Raw genomic sequence first — 17,704 nt, 5'->3', positions numbered from 1 at the left:
GCGCCGCGATTTAATCGCCCCTAGATTGAACAAATTTCAATCCGCAAAGATCATCACGCCCTAGCTAGATTATCGACTAAGTTACCGTTAACTCAAGTAATAATGTTTGCTAAATATTTTTTAGAGCGAGCGGGGTAATTAGTAAAAATACCATGCACCCCAATTTTTAGCATAAAATCCATGTCTTCTGGCCTATCTACGGTGTAGGCATAAACTTGCAGGCCTCGCGCTATGGCATCATCTACAAAAGCTTTATTTACAAAGCTTTTGTCTACATGAACACTATACGCATTTAACTGTTGAGCAAACTGTGCATAATTTAACGGAATTGATGAGGTTAACGCGCCAATGTGTAACCACGGTAACCTATTTTTAAGCCAATGAATTTGATGGTGATCAAACGACGACACTAAAATATTACCTTTAGTAATAACGCCTTTAGCAATATTGTTGTTTAAAATAGTGGCAAACTTTTCTAGCTCAAAGGTATGTTTAAGCTCTATATTGAGTAATGTTTTATTGTTATTCCAATCAAGTAATTGCTGTATAGTGGGGATTTGCTCGCCGTTACCGGCATCCAACAGACTAAGTTGCTGCGCCGTAAAGTCGCTTACTTTACCGTGCCCGCTGGTGGTTCTATCTAGCCACGAGTCGTGTATGAGCATATAGTCATCAAGCGCACTTTGAATATCAACTTCAATGCCATCTACCCCTACATTTAACGCTTCTAAAATAGCGCTTTTAGTGTTTTCTGGGTAATTGCCGCTTGCCCCGCGGTGCGCAAATATTTTCATTTTCTAGCCTTTTGAGTAATAGACCACGTTTCAAAACAGGCTGCACTGACTATAAGTGCACCGCCAATAAGTGTTAGTAGCGTTGGCCGCTCATGAATAATAACAATAGCCAACAAAGTGCCGTAAAGCGGCTGCAAGCACGAAATTAACCCCGCAGTAGCTGCCGATAAGTGCTTTAAACTCGCTGCAAATAGCGAGTGCGGTGTAGCGGTAAAAATAATACCCGCCACAGCAATTAAAATAAGGTCGTGGTTACTCACCTCATACACAGGGACCTTAATAAATGCGCAAAGCATAACACTTGCCACTAAGGTTTGATAAAACATGGTTTGTGGGCCGCCATACTGGCTAAAAAAGCGCTTATGGGTAATATTTCTAATCGAAAAAAACAAAGCCGAAACCACACCCATAATAACCCCTAAGGTTACATCGTCGCCTAAATTTGCGCTGGGTACGAGTAAATATATACCAAATACAACCACAGCTGCGCTGATAATATCTTTTGCTTGGGGCCTGCTTTTATTGAATAAGGGCTCTAAAAACACCGTCATTACTGGGTAGCTAAAAAAAGCCAGCATACCCACAGTGACGCCCGCCATTTGCATACCTGCAAAGTAAGTAACCCAATGCATGCCTACTGCCACACCTAAAAATAACGCAATGAGGTAATCTTTTGGTTTGTTTAACTTAATTTGTTTTTTTTGAAAGTACAGCATAGCCAAAATTGCCATGCCAGCAATAGCGGTACGATACACCGTAATATCAATTGCATTTAACCCTATTAACTTTGCAAAAAGGGCGGTGCCCCCAAAAAGTAACACGGCAATATGTAAGTAAATCAGGCTTTGCTGTTGTGGCTGCATTTAAATGAGAACTCCTTTTTTTATTATCTTATCACTGGGTGCGAACTCACAGGATGAAATTTTTAAAACATGACAAATGTCAGCAAAGTTAATGACATTTCACACTCTTATTATTTTTTGGCTTTGGCATAGTTAACTTATCTTAATGGGAGGTGGCTATGAATACGTTAATTTTAATAAGTCTCGCTATTAGCGAGTTTTTAGAATCACTTAGCTTTAGTGTTTCAATAAATGATTACTTTATACTCATTAGTATTTTTGTGTTATTTATATTTATTAATAAAAATAATGTTATAAGCAATAACAATGAACTAGGGGCACTGGCATGAGTACAACAAATACGCTTTCAAAGCCCAGTAATAAAAAGTTTTGGGAATACGCACCTTTAATTTTTACTGGGTTTTATTTGCTTCCGACTCTATTTAATCTATCTAACTTGCCAGTCAATACCATTGTAATGAGCGTGGCGTTTTATATTGTATTTATTTTGCTTTACATAAAAGCCATGCACTGTGAAACAAAGCGTATAACAACGCTGTTTGTTATTATGTTAGTGGTGTGTTTTAGCGCCACATTTTATACCACCGGGACCTCTACATTATTTGGTTTTATCGCGTTTATAGCTGGTGAGTCTTTCGCTAAAAAAAGCAGATTATATGCCGTTTTTAGCCTTATATTTACGGTGGCGTTAAGCGCCTATTTGGCAGATATAGCAAACATAAAATACTTTTTAGCCGGCACTTTATTAATTTCAGGAGCGCTGTTGGCCTTTGGCATTGCAACCCAAAAAGAGCGCCTGCATAAAAAGCGCGAACAAGAAAGCGCTAACCAATTAGAGCAATTAGCTGCCATTGCTGAGCGCGAACGAATAGCGCGCGACCTACACGATATTTTAGGCCACTCACTATCATCTATTGCTTTAAAAGCTGAGCTTGCTAATAAGCTAAATCAAGGAGAGCGCTACGAACAAGCCAATAACGAAATAGCACAAGTAGCAGATCTAGCAAGGCAGTTACTTAGCGATGTAAGAAACGCCGTAAGCGATTTAAAACAACTTAATTTAATAAGCCAAATAGCCCAGCTTAAACAAAGGCTAATAGAGCAAGACTTTAACGTTAACTTTAATGTTGTATTAAATACCTTGCCTCCTAAAGTAGAAGGGATCGCAGGGCTTATAATTAAAGAAGCGGTAACTAATTTATTACGCCATAGCAGTAATAAAAACGCCGAAATAAGTATAGAGCAAACACAGCATCAGCTGCATATAAGTGTGGTTGATAACGCACCTTGCAGCACGTTAAACGCAGGTAACGGTTTAAATGGTATTAAAGAGCGTGCAGAGCAACTTAATGGCCATGCCACGTTTACCTGTGGCGATAAGTTTACTTTAAACGTAATGCTGCCAATTTCAGCTAAGGATTAACAATGATCAAAGTATATTTAGTGGAAGATCAAGCACTCGTGCGCGACGCTGTAGGGGCATTGTTAAGCCTTGATTTTAATATTGAAGTGATAGGCCAAGCCAGTAACGGCCAAGATGCACTTAATGCAATAAAAGCACTGGCCGATGAGGCATTGCCAGACATAATTTTAACCGATATTGAAATGCCACACATGAGCGGTATAGAGCTAAGTGAGCAAATAGCGGCCACGTTCCCAACCATTAAAATGGTTATTATGACCACGTTTTCGCGAGCTGGTTATATTAGGCGCTCGCTCGCCCTAGGCGTTAAAGGGTTTATTTTAAAAGAAGCGCCAAGTGATGAGCTTATCAATGCACTTAAAAAAGTAATGCAAGGGCAAAAGGTTATAGACCCAGAGCTTGCCATTAACGCGCTTGATGATGCAGACCCGCTCACCGATAAAGAGCGCAAAGCACTTAAGCTTGCAAGCGATGGCTTAAAAACAAGCGACATAGCCAAACAGCTGTTTATAAGCGAAGGCACAACACGTAATTATTTATCCGATGCTATCGCAAAACTCAATGCCACTAACCGCGTAGATGCAGCGCGTATTGCAAAGCAAAAAGGCTGGTTATAATCGCGCTTATATTAAGTGATGATTAAGGCCATTAAGCGTATGTTTTACTTATTAAAGCGGTTTATTAAAAGTTTCATACGCTTTTACCTGTCTCATTTTACGTATATGGGTTAAAATACCTACATAACCAACTAACAAGATAGTGAATGTCAAACCAAGATCCAAATCTCAGCCGAGAACAAGAAAAGTACGAAAACCCAGTCCCTAGTCGTGAGTTTATACTTACTCACCTTCAAGAGCGTTCAAAACCTGCTAACTTCACGCAACTTTGTGATGAATTAGCTGTAAACGATACCGAACGCCAAATTGCATTTAAGCGCCGCCTTCGTGCCATGGAGCGCGATGGCCAATTGTATTTTAATAAGTTTAAATGTTACGCCCTAATTGACGAAGCCGGTTTAACCAAAGGCAAAGTAATTGGCCACAGAGACGGTTTTGGCTTTTTAGAAGTTGAAGGCGAGAGCAAAGATTGGTTTATAGCCAAGCATCAAATGAACATGGTGCTGCACGGCGACATCGTACTTGCTAAAGGCACAAAACGTGGCTCAGGCTCAAAATGTGATGCCCGCATAATTAAAGTACTCACCAACGAGCGCGCACCTATTGTAGGGCGTTACTTTGTTGAGCATGGTATTGCAGTTGTTGTAGCAGAAGACCCACGTATTACCCAAGATATTATTATTCTGCCAGGCAGTGAAAACGGCGCGCGCCATAACCAAATGGTGCAAGTGCAAATCACTCAAAACCCTAGCCGTAACATGAACGCGGTAGGTAAAATTATTGACGTACTGGGCGAGCATTTAGCGCCAGGTATGGAAATAGAAGTGGCACTGCGCAATCACGATATTCCTCATGTTTGGCCAGAAGAAGTAGAAGAACAAGTAGCTCATTTAGGTGAGTTTGTTGATGAAGCCGACAAGCAAGGCCGTGTAGATTTACGCGACCTGCCACTTGTCACAATAGATGGTGAAGACGCCCGCGACTTTGATGATGCCGTATATTGTGAGCGTAAAAAATCTGGCGGCTGGCGCTTATGGGTAGCCATTGCCGATGTATCGCATTACGTAGGTATGAACACGCCGCTAAATAAAGAAGCGATTGCTCGCGGTAACTCAGTGTATTTTCCTGAGCAAGTAATTCCAATGCTGCCAAAAGTGTTGTCGAACGGTTTATGTTCGCTTAACCCTAAAGTAGACCGCCTTTGTATGGTGGCCGAAATGACGGTATCAGACGCAGGTAAGCTTTCGGGTTATAAGTTTTACGAAGCGGTGATGAACTCGCATGCGCGTTTAACCTACACCAAAGTAAATGCCATTTTACAAGGCGATGAAAAACTACGCGAAGAATACGCACCCGTAGTACCACATTTAACTGACTTACAGCAAATGTATATGGCGCTTAAGTCGGCGCGCCAAACCCGTGGTGCTATTGAATTTGAAACGCTCGAAACGCGTTTTGTATTTAACGCACACCGTAAAATAGAGTCAATTGTGCCGGTTGTTCGCAACGACGCGCACAAACTGATTGAAGAATGTATGATTTTAGCCAACGTATCGGCGGCTAAATTATTAGAAAAACACGAAGCCAGCGCGCTTTACCGTGTGCACGATGAGCCAGATCAAGAAAAACTAGGTAACTTTACTCAGTTTTTAAGTGAACTTGGCATTCAAAGCACATTAAGTGATGAGCCAACACCGAAAGAAATTACCCAAGTGTTAGCCCGTTTAGGCGACCGCCCAGAGGCCGAGCTTATTCAAACCATGCTGCTTCGTTCAATGAAGCAAGCGGTTTATCAGCCAGACAACATAGGCCACTTTGGCTTAGCGCTGCCTGCGTACGCACACTTTACCTCACCGATTCGCCGTTACCCTGATTTAGTGGTACACCGTGCAATTAAAGCGGTAATAAAAGCACAAGGTCAGCAAACATCGGGCGCATATGCGTACACCGATGATGAAGTAGACCAACTAGGCGAGCAGTGTTCAACCACCGAGCGCCGCGCAGACGACGCAACGCGTGAAGTTGCCGACTGGCTTAAATGTGAGTTTATGCAAGACCACGTGGGTGATGAGTTTAACGGGGTTATTTCATCCGTTACTAACTTTGGTTTATTTATACGCCTAGACGACTTACAAATTGATGGCCTGATCCATGTTACTAATTTAGGTGATGAATACTTCCATCATGATGGTGCAAAACACACCCTAATTGGCGAGCATACACATACCGTTTACCGCCTTGGCGATAAAGTAACGGTACAAGTTGCTTCGGTAAGTTTAGATGAGCGCCGTATAAATTTAACGCTCAGTGGTGATGTAGCTCAAGATAGATACGCGCGTCGCCGTGGCTCAGCTAAAGGAGCAGGGCGCGGTAAATCAAGCCATGCACCAGCAAGTGTAAGATCGCAGCTTAAAGCGGGTAAAATCCCTGGCAAAAACACATCAGGCGATGAAAAACCCAAAGCTGGTAAAAAAACAGCCAGTAAAAGCAAAGGCAAACCAGCGGGTAAGTCTGGCGCAAAGCCAGCCGGAAAAAAAGCCGCTGAAACCACCGCTAAGAAAAAACCGAAAAAAAAGGCAGTTAAAAAGCCTAAAAGACCAGGCAAAAATGCCCGTAAACGTAATAGCCCAGGAGCAAACAATACGTGAGTAATGAATTAATTTTTGGCTTTCACTCTGTTGAAGCAATTTTAGCAAAAGAGCCAGAGCGTTTTTTAGAAATTTATGCCCTAAAAGGTCGTGATGATAAGCGCTTATCCCCGATTATTAATGAAGCACGTAAATTTGGTATTTCTGTACAATTTATGCAGCGAAAAGCGCTAGATAACAAAGCAAACGATGAGCAGCACCAAGGCATTATTGCCAATGTAAAAGCTGCGCGTGTTTACAACGAAAAAGATTTAGATGAGATCATTGCTCGCGAAGACACGCCGTTTTTATTAGTACTAGATGGCATAACCGATCCACACAATTTAGGTGCCTGCCTACGTAGCGCAGATGCAGCAGGTGTACACGCTATAATTGTACCTAAAGATAAGTCGGCCAAGCTTAACGGCACAGCACGTAAAGTAGCCTGTGGCGCAGCCGAAACTGTACCGCTTATTCAGGTAACAAACCTGGCGCGTACGCTTCGCGAAATTAAAGACGCAGGCGTATGGGTTGTGGGCACCGCAGGTGAAACAGACACCCACGTGTTTGATGCAAACCTTACTGGGCCAATGGCAATAGTAATGGGAGCAGAGGGCGAGGGCATGCGCCGTTTAACGCGTGAGCATTGCGACGTGTTAGTTAAAATTCCGATGGCAGGAAGTGTTTCTAGCTTAAATGTATCGGTAGCCACCGGTATTTGTTTATTTGAAGTGCTACGCCAACGTAACGTAAATAACTAATATCCAGTTGCTTAATTAATATATTTATTTTTAGGCAGCTAAGCGTGTCGATAGACAAAATTCGTTATTTAATCGTTTAAATAAGGGATTTAGTTAGCGCCAAATTTAGCTTACAAAACGCCGAGGTTATTTTAACCTCGGCGTTTTTTATGTAGCGTAGTTGGTAATTTTACAGGTTAAGCAAACCGCCAGCGCGCACTAATAGCCTAAACGTAATGCGATAAACTCAGCGAGTTTGTCTACTGCGTGCTCCGACTCCCCACCGCTTTTTATTAAGCTAATGCCTATGCTACCAAGGGCAGGTAAATATTTACTTTGCGCCTGAAAATTAAGATCGCTCGGCACCGTACTTTTAGCCAGTACAGTAATACCTAAGCCTTCTTTTATGGCGGCTATTAATCCGGTTAAATCAGCATTGCTGTAAACAATACGGTATTTGATATTGGCACTTTTAAGTGCATCGGTAGCGCGGCGCCTATAAATACAGCCCTCGGGCGCGGTGACTAAGGTTACTACCTCATTTTTTGCCTGTGCTAGGTCGCCCACCCATACTAGCTCGTCTTGCATAAAAATAGGGAACTTGTCTGAATTAAGGCGCTCGTTAAGTGCTAAAACAAGATCAAATTGATCTTGCCTTGAGGCCGACAGCAAATGTTTACTTAAGCGCGATTTAACCTCCAGCGACACCTCAGGATAAAGCGAGACAAAATCACCAATAATAGAGGGCAAAATACGTGCTGCAAATTCGCTAGGAATACCCAAGCGCACTTTACCGGTTATGCTTTCTGAGGTGAACTGCTGCAAAATAGCATCGTTATACTGCATCATTTGTTTTGCCATAGGCAAAAGTAGCTCACCGTACTGATTAAGCACCTGGCGCTGGCCCTGCTTTTTAAATAATTTATAACCGAGTAAATCTTCAAGGCGTTTAATTTGCAAGCTTACCGCAGGTTGCGATAACCCCAGTAGGTCGCCGGCTTTTGCAAATCCACCTACCTCAACAACCATTACAAAGGTACGCAAACTGTCGGTTGATATGTTTTTCATATTTAAAATTACAATTTATATAGCTACATATATAAGTATTATTTATCAATTGATAAATAATTACAATTTGTTGTTGTCACAGTGGCGCAATATACTTTTGGTATCAAAAATACACAGGTGTTTGTTATGACTTTTAACCCAATAATGTTTGCCCGCCACAGCAATGCTGCAAGTGCAGTTACCAATGCCGTGCAAGCAAATAACAACCTCGTTGTAATGGATTTTAGTGGCAGTGAAACCAGTGTATTTTTAAGCACTATTTTAGGGTTAGATCTCACAAAACTTACAGCCAGCGGCTTAGGCCTAAAAGGCACGCTAGATGGTGATTTAAATTCTGATTACAGCTTTGCCGTTTATTACTTTAGCGAAACCGCATTTAGATTTGTATTACCGCACAGCGCAAGCTTGCAATTACAAGCACTTATAAACGAGCAACAACTTCGTTTTGATATTGATTATGTACTACGTAGCGACCTTGCAACCCTTGCGCTGTGTGGAGCAAACGCATTTGATACCTTAATTAGCGCGTTTAAATTAACGCCAGGGCTGCGTTTATCAAACCCGCAACTATGTTATGGCGCGCAAAGCGGCGAAGTATTTATTACCGCCATAGATAAAAACGACGAACAGCACTTTGTGTTAGTAGCCAAGCAACAAGAACTACAAAAATGGCAACAGCACTTACAAGCACAAGGTTTTGCCCTAATGCAAAACGAAGCTGCCTAATACATAAATAACCGGTAAACATAACCGTGTTTGCCTGTTGAGTTAAATCTATTTAAGCCACGCCCGCACAGGGTTAATTTAAAAGTGAAGGAATGTTATGACTTCTAAAACTGTACTACATGCTAAGCACCTTGAAGCAGGCGCAAAAATGGTTGATTTTCATGGCTGGGAAATGCCAATCAACTACGGCTCACAAATAGAAGAACACAATGCAGTGCGTACCGATGCAGGTATGTTTGACGTATCACACATGACTATTGTTGATATTGAAGGCGAACAAGCAAAAGCATTTTTACGTAAGTTAGTAGCAAACGACGTAGCAAAATTAACCGTACCAGGTAAAGCGCTTTACACGGGCATGCTTAACGAGCAAGGCGGCGTAATCGATGATTTAATTATTTACTACTTTAGCGAAACGTTTTATCGCTTAGTGGTAAATTCTGCCACCCGCGAAAAAGATTTAGCTCACTTAGCTAAAGTATCTGCCGACTTTACAGTAACCGTAACTGAGCGCCCAGAGTTTGCAATGATTGCAGTACAAGGCCCTAACGCAAAAGCAAAAACAGCCACACTTTTAAATGCCGAGCAACAAGCAGCCGTTGAAGGTATGAAGCCATTTTTTGGCGTTCAAGTGGGTGATTTATTTATTGCCACAACGGGTTATACTGGCGAAGACGGTTACGAAATTGTAGTACCGAACGAACAAGCAGCCGATTTATGGCAACAACTGCTAGATGCAGGTGTAGCGCCAGCCGGTTTAGGTGCACGCGACACGCTACGCTTAGAAGCAGGTATGAACCTTTACGGCCTAGATATGGACGAAAGCGTATCGCCACTTGCAGCTAACATGGCATGGACCATTGCATGGGAACCAGAAGATCGTGACTTTATTGGTCGTGACGTACTTGTTAAGCAACGCGCCGAAAAAAGCACCCATAAACTTGTTGGTTTAGTGCTTGAAGAAAAAGGCGTATTGCGTAGCGGCTCAAAAGTAATTGTTGAAGGTGGTGAAGGGGTAATTACCTCAGGTACTTTCTCACCAACACTTGGTTTTAGTGTAGCCCTTGCACGTGTACCGCGTTCAACAGGGGATACAGCCCAAGTAGAAATGCGCAAAAAATTAGTTAACGTTAAAGTAGTAAAGCCTAGCTTTGTACGTAACGGCAAATCAATCATTTAAAAATTTGGTGTTATCACCCAATAATACCAATCATGTTGATTTATTAACCACTTACAGCGATGGGTAAATACAGTGATAACAAGGCATTAATTTTGAGATGTAGTTGTTCTACCTGAGAAATTAATAACGATGTTAGCGCTTTATTTAGACCGCTAAAGTGGTTAAATATTTAACTTGATTGGTATCATAACCAAAGGAACAAAATAATGAGCAATATCCCTAGCGATTTAAAATACGCCTCTTCTCACGAGTGGGTTCGCAACGAAGGTGACGGTACATTTACTGTGGGTATTTCTGAGCATGCGCAAGAGCTGCTTGGCGACATGGTATTTGTAGAACTACCAGAAGTAGGCGATGCAGTAGATGCAGGCGAAGACTGTGCAGTAGCAGAGTCGGTTAAAGCTGCATCAGACATTTACGCTCCAATTGGCGGCGAAATTGTAGCGATTAACGAAGAGCTAGAAGACGCACCAGAAACGGTTAACAACGACCCATACGGTGACGGCTGGTTATTCCGCATTAAAGCAACTGACGAGTCAGAGCTTGAAAACCTACTTAGCGCAGAAGACTACGCTAACACAATCGACGAAGAGTAATACTCTAAGTAGATGACAAAAGCCCCATTCACTGTTTTTGGGGCTTTTATGATTTAACGGCTTACTTCCCATACACAGTACGTTATTAAATCATCACATATTTTAATCAATACTAATTACCCGTTAGTATTTAGGATCATAGGAATCTAGACGCATGTCAAACGCCAAATCTCTTGAACAGTTAGAGCAAAAGCAAGATTTTATTCGCCGCCACATTGGGCCAAGCCCAGCACAAGTAAGCGATATGCTAAGTGCTTTAGAAGTATCAAGTGTGCAAGAGCTGATCGACCAAACTGTACCTGCAAGCATTCGCTTAGCGCAGCCATTAACAGTTGGCGAAAGCCGTACTGAAGTTGAAACACTAAGCTACTTAAAATCGGTAGCAAGCAAAAATAAAGTTTTCAAATCGTACATTGGCCAAGGCTACCACCCAACGCACGTACCGCACGTAATTTTACGTAACGTACTAGAAAACCCAGGTTGGTATACTGCGTACACGCCGTACCAGCCAGAAATTGCGCAAGGGCGTTTAGAGTCGTTACTAAATTTTCAAACTATGACCCTAGATTTAACAGGCCTAGATTTAGCAAGTGCCTCGTTACTTGACGAATCAACCGCTGCTGCCGAGGCAATGGGCCTTGCAAAACGCGTATCTAAAGCTAAAAAAGCGAATGCCTTTTTTATTGCCGACGACGTACACACACAAACTATTGACGTAGTAAGCACCCGTGCTGAGCAGTTTGGTTTTGAAATAATTGTAGGTAAAGCAGAAGATGCCGTTAACCACGACATTTTTGGCGCACTTTTCCAATACCCAACTACATCAGGTGAAGTAGTTGATATAACCGACCTAATTGCTGGCGTACAAAGCAAAAAGGCCATTGCCTGTGTTGCTGCCGACATTATGAGCTTATTACTATTAAAAGCACCGGGTAAGTTAGGTGCCGACGTAGTACTTGGTTCGGCTCAGCGTTTTGGTGTACCTATGGGTTACGGCGGACCACACGCTGCATTTTTTGCAACGCGTGATGCATACAAACGTTCATTACCAGGGCGTATTATTGGTGTATCTAAAGACCGTTTAGGTAACGACGCACTACGTATGGCAATGCAAACGCGCGAACAACACATTCGCCGCGACAAAGCCAACTCAAACATTTGTACAGCGCAGGTACTACTTGCCAACATGGCAGCGTTTTATGCGGTGTACCACGGTCCACAAGGCTTAAAAACTATCGCGCAGCGTATCCATCGCTTTGCTGATATTTTAGCTGCCGGCCTAAAAGCGAAAGGCGTAGCCCTTAAGCACAGCACTTGGTTTGATACGCTCACAATCGTTGGCGACAGTAAAGACGACGTAATAGCACGTGCGCTTGCCAAAGGCGTTAACTTTGCTACAAACCACGACGGCGAATACTCTATTTCGGTATCAGAAACCACCACACGCGCCGATGTAGCTGAGCTATTTGATATTGTATTAGGTGAAGGCCATGGTCTAAGCGTAGATAGTATTGCAGCCGATATTGAAGCAAACGGTAGCGACTCTATTCCAGCTAGTTTAGTACGTGATGACGAAGTATTAACGCATCCAAACTTTAACAGCTACCACAGCGAAACAGACATGCTTCGCTACATTAAGCGCCTAGAAAACAAAGATTTAGCGCTTAACCACTCAATGATCTCGTTAGGTTCATGTACCATGAAACTAAATGCGACCGCTGAGATGATCCCAATCACATGGCCTGAATTTGCAAACCTTCACCCATTCTGCCCGCTCGATCAGGCCGAAGGTTACCAAATAATGATTAACGAGCTGCACGACTGGCTAGTTAACATTACCGGTTACGATGCAGTTTCACTTCAGCCAAACTCGGGTGCACAAGGTGAATACGCAGGCTTAATTGCTATTCGTAAATACCACGAGTCACGTGGCGATGCGCACCGTAACGTATGTTTAATTCCAAGCTCAGCGCACGGTACTAACCCTGCATCTGCGCAAATGGCCAGCATGAAAATTGTAGTGGTTGATTGCGATAAAAACGGTAACGTAGACATGGCCGACCTAAAAGCGAAAGCCGAAGAAGTGTCTGAAAACTTATCGTGTATTATGATCACATACCCATCTACACACGGCGTTTACGAAGAAACTATTCGCGAAATTTGTGACATTGTGCACGAGCACGGTGGCCAAGTTTACATGGATGGCGCAAACATGAACGCGCAAGTAGGCGTAACAAGCCCAGGCTTTATTGGCTCAGACGTATCGCACTTAAACTTACACAAAACGTTTTGTATTCCGCACGGTGGCGGCGGCCCAGGTGTAGGCCCAATTGGTGTTAAATCGCACCTTGCGCCATTTATGCCAAACCACAGCGTAATTAACGTACCGGGTACAAACATTAACAACGGTGCCGTATCAGCAGCGCCTTACGGCTCAGCCGCTATTTTACCTATTTCATGGGCTTACATTACCATGATGGGCTCAGAGGGCTTAAAACAAGCCACCGAAATGGCCATTGTGAACGCTAACTACTTAACACACGAGTTAAGCCAGCATTTCCCAATTTTATACCGTGGCCGCAACAACCGCGTTGCGCACGAATGTATTGTTGATTTACGCCCATTAAAAGAGCAATCAGGCATTACTGAAATGGACGTAGCTAAGCGCTTGCAAGATTACGGTTTCCATTCACCCACTATGTCATTCCCAGTAGCGGGCACATTGATGATAGAGCCAACTGAGTCTGAGTCAAAAGGCGAGATAGACCGCTTTATCGAAGCAATGGTGTCAATCAAAGGTGAAATCGACAAAGTAATCTCTGGCGAATGGTCAATCGAAAACAACCCACTTGTGTTTGCACCGCATACACAAGCTGATGTATTAGGTAACGAATGGGACCGCGCATACGACCGCTTTTACGCTGCATTCCCGGTGCCAAGTGTTGCTAAAGACAAGTTCTGGCCAACCGTTACACGTATAGACGATGTATACGGCGACCGTAACTTAGTATGTTCATGCCCAGCGGTAGAGACTTACCGCGACTAAGAGCAGAGACTAATTTTTTGAACTTTAATGGATAGTAAGTTCCACTATAGAGTGGGATTTATCAAAATTATAAAAGCCGTTGCAGCAATGCAACGGCTTTTTTGTGTGTTTAGACATTGTAGATGCACAGCTTGCTGGCGTGCGGGCGACAGCCCGAATAAGTATTTAAATAGGTGCTTAAGGTTACTATTACAGATAGCGCTAATACGTTTGGTACTTCTAGAAATTAAAAACCTTGTTCAAGGTTTTTTGCCAGATTGCTGGCGGCAACCAAGGGGCGGCTACCGCCGACCGCCCCTTGGAACCCCACGGCGCCCCGAGCATCACGCTTAATCCTTCAAACTACAATTGATGTGAACGCAAACGGCGAAGATAGGCCATCCATGGCCTAGTTTCGCCTTATCGCGCATCCATGCGCGACATTACTCATCAATTACTTATTTTCAGGGCGTGATGACGGGGGAGGATGTTAAACGTGAGGTTTGTGTTAGGACTTGGCAAGTTACAAGACCTGCCCTCTGGATTTCCTCAAGGTCAAATTCTCTGTATTTTGGTTTATCGCTATGCAACTAGCATATTGATTTAAAAGTTGTTTATGTAGCAAAGGATAGAGCTATGATAATTTTTAATACTCATGTAAAGTATTAGAACATAAAGGAATTAGTCTCCGGTGAGCTTATGGAGATTTACTTAACTAAAAAATAAGTACATTTAAGATTATGATTTATCCAGAGTATTTGAGCGCTGCAAAACGCCACTATCATACTTGTAATACTTTAATAAGTACGATTGATTCTATAGCTGATTCAGGCGTGAGTAGTAATGTAGCCAAACTAGAGAAAAATATTTATTATCTTTTGGGGTACATAATTGAGTGTTCTTTGAAGTACAAAATATGTGAATTGGCAGGGTATGATGACAGCTTGCCTATAAATAAGGATGGTTGTAATAGTGTAGGTTTAAATTTACATCGAGACCTACGTATTCATAATTTGGAAAAGTTACAAAATGTACTAGATTCATATATCTCTGATATTAGTTATGTTTCGGCTTCAGATAAATTAAATAGCATTATAAATAGCTGGTCACCTGAAGCTAGATATTATCTTGAAAACGTAGACTATGAACTCCTAAAAATGTTTCACTCCCATTGTGATAACTTTCTAAAAAAAATGTAGAGTAATAAAATGTTAAAATCTATCGACTTTATAGATCGTTTAGAAAAAGACCTTAATGGCATGCTAAATGCTGGTAGCGTTATCAATTTTTATATTGAATTACGAATTAATCAAGTGGTTGATATATATATTGTCCTTGACAAAGTTTGTAGCCTAGATGAATTAGACTTTATAAGTGTTGACCCTGAAGAGTTTGAAAATAATAAAGTTAGACTCACTATCCTTGATAAAGTGACTTCAGAAGAAAATGAATACAAGTTTTTATTCGAAAATGAAAATGTTTCACTAGGGCTTAGAAGGTCATTATCAGCATTGCTCGGCAGTAGATCATCGCATGAGGAAATCAATGTGAATGCTGATGTTATTACCTTTTTTAGTTATAAAGGGGGGGTGGGGAGAACAACGTCATTGGCATTAACAGCAACTTATCTAGCAAGGAATGGATTAAAGGTTTTTGTTGTTGACTGCGATTTTGAAGCCCCAGGTTTAATTAACTTTTTTGATAGCTCACAATCGTCTAGTCATAAAAGCGGTTTGGTTGAATATCTTAATGATAGGGAGTTTGATAAAAAAACTAAAATTAGTGAGTATGTTTATAATATAGATAAAAGCTATTCAGGCGAAGGTACTATAAACTTAATGTCTGCTGGTAATATACTTGGAAGTTCCGGTGATTTAAATAGTTATGTTGAAGGACTGGCGAAAATTGATTTGCAAGGTTTTAACTTAACTAATACTCTTAGAAAGTTGGTAAGTGAAATAAATTCCACATATAACCCTGATGTTATATTAATTGATTCTAGAACCGGATTTAATAATGTTTTTGGGGCGTTAGCAAGGTTGTCAAAGCATGTGGTTGTTCTCGCTGGTGATGATATTCAAAATCAACCCGGTCTGGATTACATTAGTAGTTTTCTCTTGAAGGAAAATATACCTTGTACTTTTGTTTTATCTATCTTATCTAGAAACTTCAGCAGACGGTTTAGCAATTTCAACAATGTCGTCCAAAGTGCAATTAGTAGTGATGCTTTTAATGTTGAGACTTTTTATTTTGAACGACTAGATACATTAGAGTTTATAGGTACTCCATATGAAGATAAATACGATTTAGATGACTTCATTGAAGGAAAAAATGGTTCAAGTCAATATCATTTATTCTTCGATTATTTACAGTCTATATTAACACCAGCCGCTAATAACGTAGATGAAAAGGCTTTATTGGATAGTGATGATGTTTTTAGTCATGAGAACGTTAAAAAAACCCCTCCTGTTTCAACAAACCCTGTGGATGTTGAGCCTATAAGCGAAGTTATTAAAGAAGATATAAATAGCTTTAAATTGCAAGATATGATTTTAGATGAGCTAGAATCAAAGTTGCCAGATTTATATGCTGAGAATATTGTATACGATGAAAAATATTTAAAAACTGACTTTTATATTCGGCCTTGTATGGAAGATTTTTTTATAGAAGAAAAAGTTTTGCTATTAGGTGATAAAGGTACGGGTAAAACTGCGTTTTACTCAGCTTTACAGCATGATGACTTTTTTAATATGTTAATTAAAAAGTCACAAAAAGAGCACTTGAATTACAAGGTTTTCAATGTAACAAATTTTGAATATGATAATTTTGAAGTTTTAGGCTTTAAAGATTTTATAAAAGATGAGTTGTTTTTTAAAAAGTTCTGGTTGTTTTTTATATGGAACTCAATTTTTCACAGAAGCTTTGATAGTCTCCAAAGCGAAAACTCTGAACTTTTAATTGATCTTACAAAGTCTAATGCTGAGTCTAAAATTATAAGCTTAATTAATGACCAAAATAACTTTGACTTAATTGAAGCCGAATTATTAAAGGTGAGTGATAGCTATAAGTCTAAAGATGAAAGATTAATAGTAACTTTTGATAGACTAGATAATATAGTTAAACCTTATTTATGGGATAATGTTGTTTCTCCACTAGTCAAACTGGCTATGCGCTTTCCGTATTCTAATATTTTTCCAAAGTTATTCTTGAGACGAGATTTATTTGATCGGCTTGGTAATTTAACCAATAAAAACTCGTTCAAACCAAGAACCATAGGGCTTGAATGGTCACAAAATGAAATTTTTTCTTACTTCTTAAAGATTGTTTTTAACTACAGCTATGACCAATTTTTTAATTATTTAAGACAGTTTACTTTTGATGAACTACGCTTGAATGTTGATGGTGTTCACAAAAAATTGAAGTCAAAAGGTAGGCAGCATAATCAATTACCTCTTGATACATATTTAATAATGCCAATTATTAATGTCTTTTTTGGGGAGCCAAAGCCAAAGAAAAATGGTAAAAAAAGTACAGCATACCAAGACCTGTATAGAAATATACAAAGTGCGGACAAAACGGTTAATTTAAGGCCCTTTATTGACCTTATAAGTTATGCTATCAAAGCTCAAAAAGAGCAAGAAAGTGAAAAAGGGTTTAGGAAAGGAGCTATCTTAGGTTTAGCTTATTGTACCAGCAAAGAAGTACGTAAGAATGCTGTAATACAGTATTTAGAAGATTTATGGAATGAACAAGGTAATGAGTTTGTAAAATACTTCTGTCAAGACTTTGCGAATAATAGAATTTCATTAGAGTTTAAAAAAAGCTGGCTAGATGAAGTATCATTTGAAAAATTATTATCAGAAGTTAAACAAAAACATATGGATAATGAAGTTATAGCTAATGGAACAATTGAAGAATACAAGCAAATTCTGGTTGCGAATAAAATTATATTCCCATACATGGTCGGTAGCAAAAGTAGGTATGCTGTAGCGTTCTTATATACTAATTATTTAGGTCTGTAAAAAAACAATGGGTCAGAAAAATA

14 protein-coding genes are annotated in these 17,704 nt (G+C 40.6%); 11 read left to right on the top strand and 3 right to left on the bottom strand.

Features of this window, described 5'->3' with window-relative positions; all coding sequences use genetic code 11:
* Window positions 1-92: 92 nt before the first annotated feature.
* A complete protein-coding gene (locus tag AN395_RS09520; protein WP_054982832.1) occupies window positions 93-794 on the bottom strand; it encodes a glycerophosphodiester phosphodiesterase family protein in 702 nt (233 codons plus the stop codon).
* Window positions 791-1,657, bottom strand: a complete 867-nt coding sequence (locus AN395_RS09515; RefSeq protein WP_054982831.1) for a DMT family transporter — start codon at window positions 1,655-1,657, stop codon at window positions 791-793. Before AN395_RS09515 ends, AN395_RS09520 begins: the two co-directional genes overlap by 4 nt.
* A 158-nt stretch (window positions 1,658-1,815) precedes the next feature.
* Here AN395_RS09515 and AN395_RS19525 point away from each other — a divergent pair, with 158 nt between their 5' ends.
* The 5 genes from AN395_RS19525 (at window position 1,816) to rlmB (ending at window position 7,085) form a co-directional block, all read left to right on the top strand.
* Window positions 1,816-1,986: a hypothetical protein gene (locus AN395_RS19525; protein ID WP_024033282.1), complete on the top strand. Its 171-nt coding sequence runs from the start codon at window positions 1,816-1,818 to the stop codon at window positions 1,984-1,986.
* Window positions 1,983-3,080, top strand: a complete 1,098-nt coding sequence (locus tag AN395_RS09510; RefSeq protein ID WP_054982830.1) for a histidine kinase — start codon at window positions 1,983-1,985, stop codon at window positions 3,078-3,080. The genes AN395_RS19525 and AN395_RS09510 overlap by 4 nt, the downstream gene beginning before the upstream one ends.
* A 2-nt stretch (window positions 3,081-3,082) precedes the next feature.
* Entirely contained in the window at window positions 3,083-3,697 is a 615-nt protein-coding gene (locus tag AN395_RS09505) for a DNA-binding response regulator (protein WP_004587598.1), read from the top strand.
* Between the two features lie 146 nt (window positions 3,698-3,843).
* Entirely contained in the window at window positions 3,844-6,345 is a 2,502-nt protein-coding gene (rnr, locus tag AN395_RS09500; protein ID WP_054982829.1) for a ribonuclease R, read from the top strand.
* Window positions 6,342-7,085 carry a 23S rRNA (guanosine(2251)-2'-O)-methyltransferase RlmB gene (gene rlmB / locus AN395_RS09495; RefSeq protein ID WP_029772012.1) on the top strand — a complete coding sequence of 248 codons (744 nt, stop codon included), beginning with the start codon at window positions 6,342-6,344 and terminating at the stop codon, window positions 7,083-7,085. The genes rnr and rlmB overlap by 4 nt, the downstream gene beginning before the upstream one ends.
* 198 nt (window positions 7,086-7,283) lie before the next feature.
* On the opposite strand, the gene AN395_RS09490 is transcribed toward rlmB, so the two are convergent.
* Entirely contained in the window at window positions 7,284-8,132 is an 849-nt protein-coding gene (locus tag AN395_RS09490) for a LysR family transcriptional regulator (RefSeq protein WP_054982828.1), read from the bottom strand.
* A 126-nt stretch (window positions 8,133-8,258) separates the two neighbouring features.
* Between AN395_RS09490 and AN395_RS09485 the strand changes: the two genes are divergently transcribed.
* From AN395_RS09485 to AN395_RS09460, 6 genes are all read left to right on the top strand, one after another.
* Window positions 8,259-8,858, top strand: coding sequence for a hypothetical protein (locus AN395_RS09485; RefSeq protein WP_004587594.1), 600 nt, complete (start codon window positions 8,259-8,261; stop codon window positions 8,856-8,858).
* A gap of 97 nt (window positions 8,859-8,955) precedes the next feature.
* Window positions 8,956-10,038 carry a glycine cleavage system aminomethyltransferase GcvT gene (gene gcvT / locus AN395_RS09480; RefSeq protein WP_004587593.1) on the top strand — a complete coding sequence of 361 codons (1,083 nt, stop codon included), beginning with the start codon at window positions 8,956-8,958 and terminating at the stop codon, window positions 10,036-10,038.
* Window positions 10,039-10,244: 206 nt separating this feature from the next.
* Window positions 10,245-10,634 carry a glycine cleavage system protein GcvH gene (gene gcvH / locus AN395_RS09475; protein WP_054982827.1) on the top strand — a complete coding sequence of 130 codons (390 nt, stop codon included), beginning with the start codon at window positions 10,245-10,247 and terminating at the stop codon, window positions 10,632-10,634.
* A gap of 154 nt (window positions 10,635-10,788) precedes the next feature.
* The gene (gene gcvP, locus AN395_RS09470) at window positions 10,789-13,680 is read left to right on the top strand and encodes an aminomethyl-transferring glycine dehydrogenase (RefSeq protein ID WP_054982826.1); all 2,892 of its coding nucleotides are present in this window, start codon (window positions 10,789-10,791) and stop codon (window positions 13,678-13,680) included.
* A gap of 719 nt (window positions 13,681-14,399) precedes the next feature.
* Window positions 14,400-14,858 (top strand): hypothetical protein, encoded by a 459-nt coding sequence (locus tag AN395_RS09465; RefSeq protein WP_054982825.1) that lies wholly within the window; start codon window positions 14,400-14,402, stop codon window positions 14,856-14,858.
* 9 nt (window positions 14,859-14,867) lie between these two features.
* Window positions 14,868-17,681, top strand: coding sequence for a tyrosine-protein kinase family protein (locus tag AN395_RS09460; protein ID WP_054982824.1), 2,814 nt, complete (start codon window positions 14,868-14,870; stop codon window positions 17,679-17,681).
* Window positions 17,682-17,704: the final 23 nt, after the last annotated feature.

Source organism: Pseudoalteromonas sp. P1-30 (assembly GCF_001400005.1).
Lineage (GTDB): Bacteria > Pseudomonadota > Gammaproteobacteria > Enterobacterales > Alteromonadaceae > Pseudoalteromonas > Pseudoalteromonas atlantica.
This window is presented reverse-complemented; position numbering and strand designations above follow the sequence as displayed.

What these genes read in the sequence shown, in the direction of transcription:
- AN395_RS09520 (WP_054982832.1), bottom strand. Translation starts at nt 794, where the DNA reads ATGAAAATATTTGCGCACCGCGGGGCAAGCGGCAATTACCCAGAAAAC.
- AN395_RS09515 (WP_054982831.1), bottom strand. Translation starts at nt 1,657, where the DNA reads ATGCAGCCACAACAGCAAAGCCTGATTTACTTACATATTGCCGTGTTA.
- AN395_RS19525 (WP_024033282.1), top strand. Translation starts at nt 1,816, where the DNA reads ATGAATACGTTAATTTTAATAAGTCTCGCTATTAGCGAGTTTTTAGAA.
- AN395_RS09510 (WP_054982830.1), top strand. Translation starts at nt 1,983, where the DNA reads ATGAGTACAACAAATACGCTTTCAAAGCCCAGTAATAAAAAGTTTTGG.
- AN395_RS09505 (WP_004587598.1), top strand. Translation starts at nt 3,083, where the DNA reads ATGATCAAAGTATATTTAGTGGAAGATCAAGCACTCGTGCGCGACGCT.
- rnr (WP_054982829.1), top strand. Translation starts at nt 3,844, where the DNA reads ATGTCAAACCAAGATCCAAATCTCAGCCGAGAACAAGAAAAGTACGAA.
- AN395_RS09490 (WP_054982828.1), bottom strand. Translation starts at nt 8,132, where the DNA reads ATGAAAAACATATCAACCGACAGTTTGCGTACCTTTGTAATGGTTGTT.
- AN395_RS09485 (WP_004587594.1), top strand. Translation starts at nt 8,259, where the DNA reads ATGACTTTTAACCCAATAATGTTTGCCCGCCACAGCAATGCTGCAAGT.
- gcvT (WP_004587593.1), top strand. Translation starts at nt 8,956, where the DNA reads ATGACTTCTAAAACTGTACTACATGCTAAGCACCTTGAAGCAGGCGCA.
- gcvH (WP_054982827.1), top strand. Translation starts at nt 10,245, where the DNA reads ATGAGCAATATCCCTAGCGATTTAAAATACGCCTCTTCTCACGAGTGG.
- gcvP (WP_054982826.1), top strand. Translation starts at nt 10,789, where the DNA reads ATGTCAAACGCCAAATCTCTTGAACAGTTAGAGCAAAAGCAAGATTTT.
- AN395_RS09465 (WP_054982825.1), top strand. Translation starts at nt 14,400, where the DNA reads ATGATTTATCCAGAGTATTTGAGCGCTGCAAAACGCCACTATCATACT.
- AN395_RS09460 (WP_054982824.1), top strand. Translation starts at nt 14,868, where the DNA reads ATGTTAAAATCTATCGACTTTATAGATCGTTTAGAAAAAGACCTTAAT.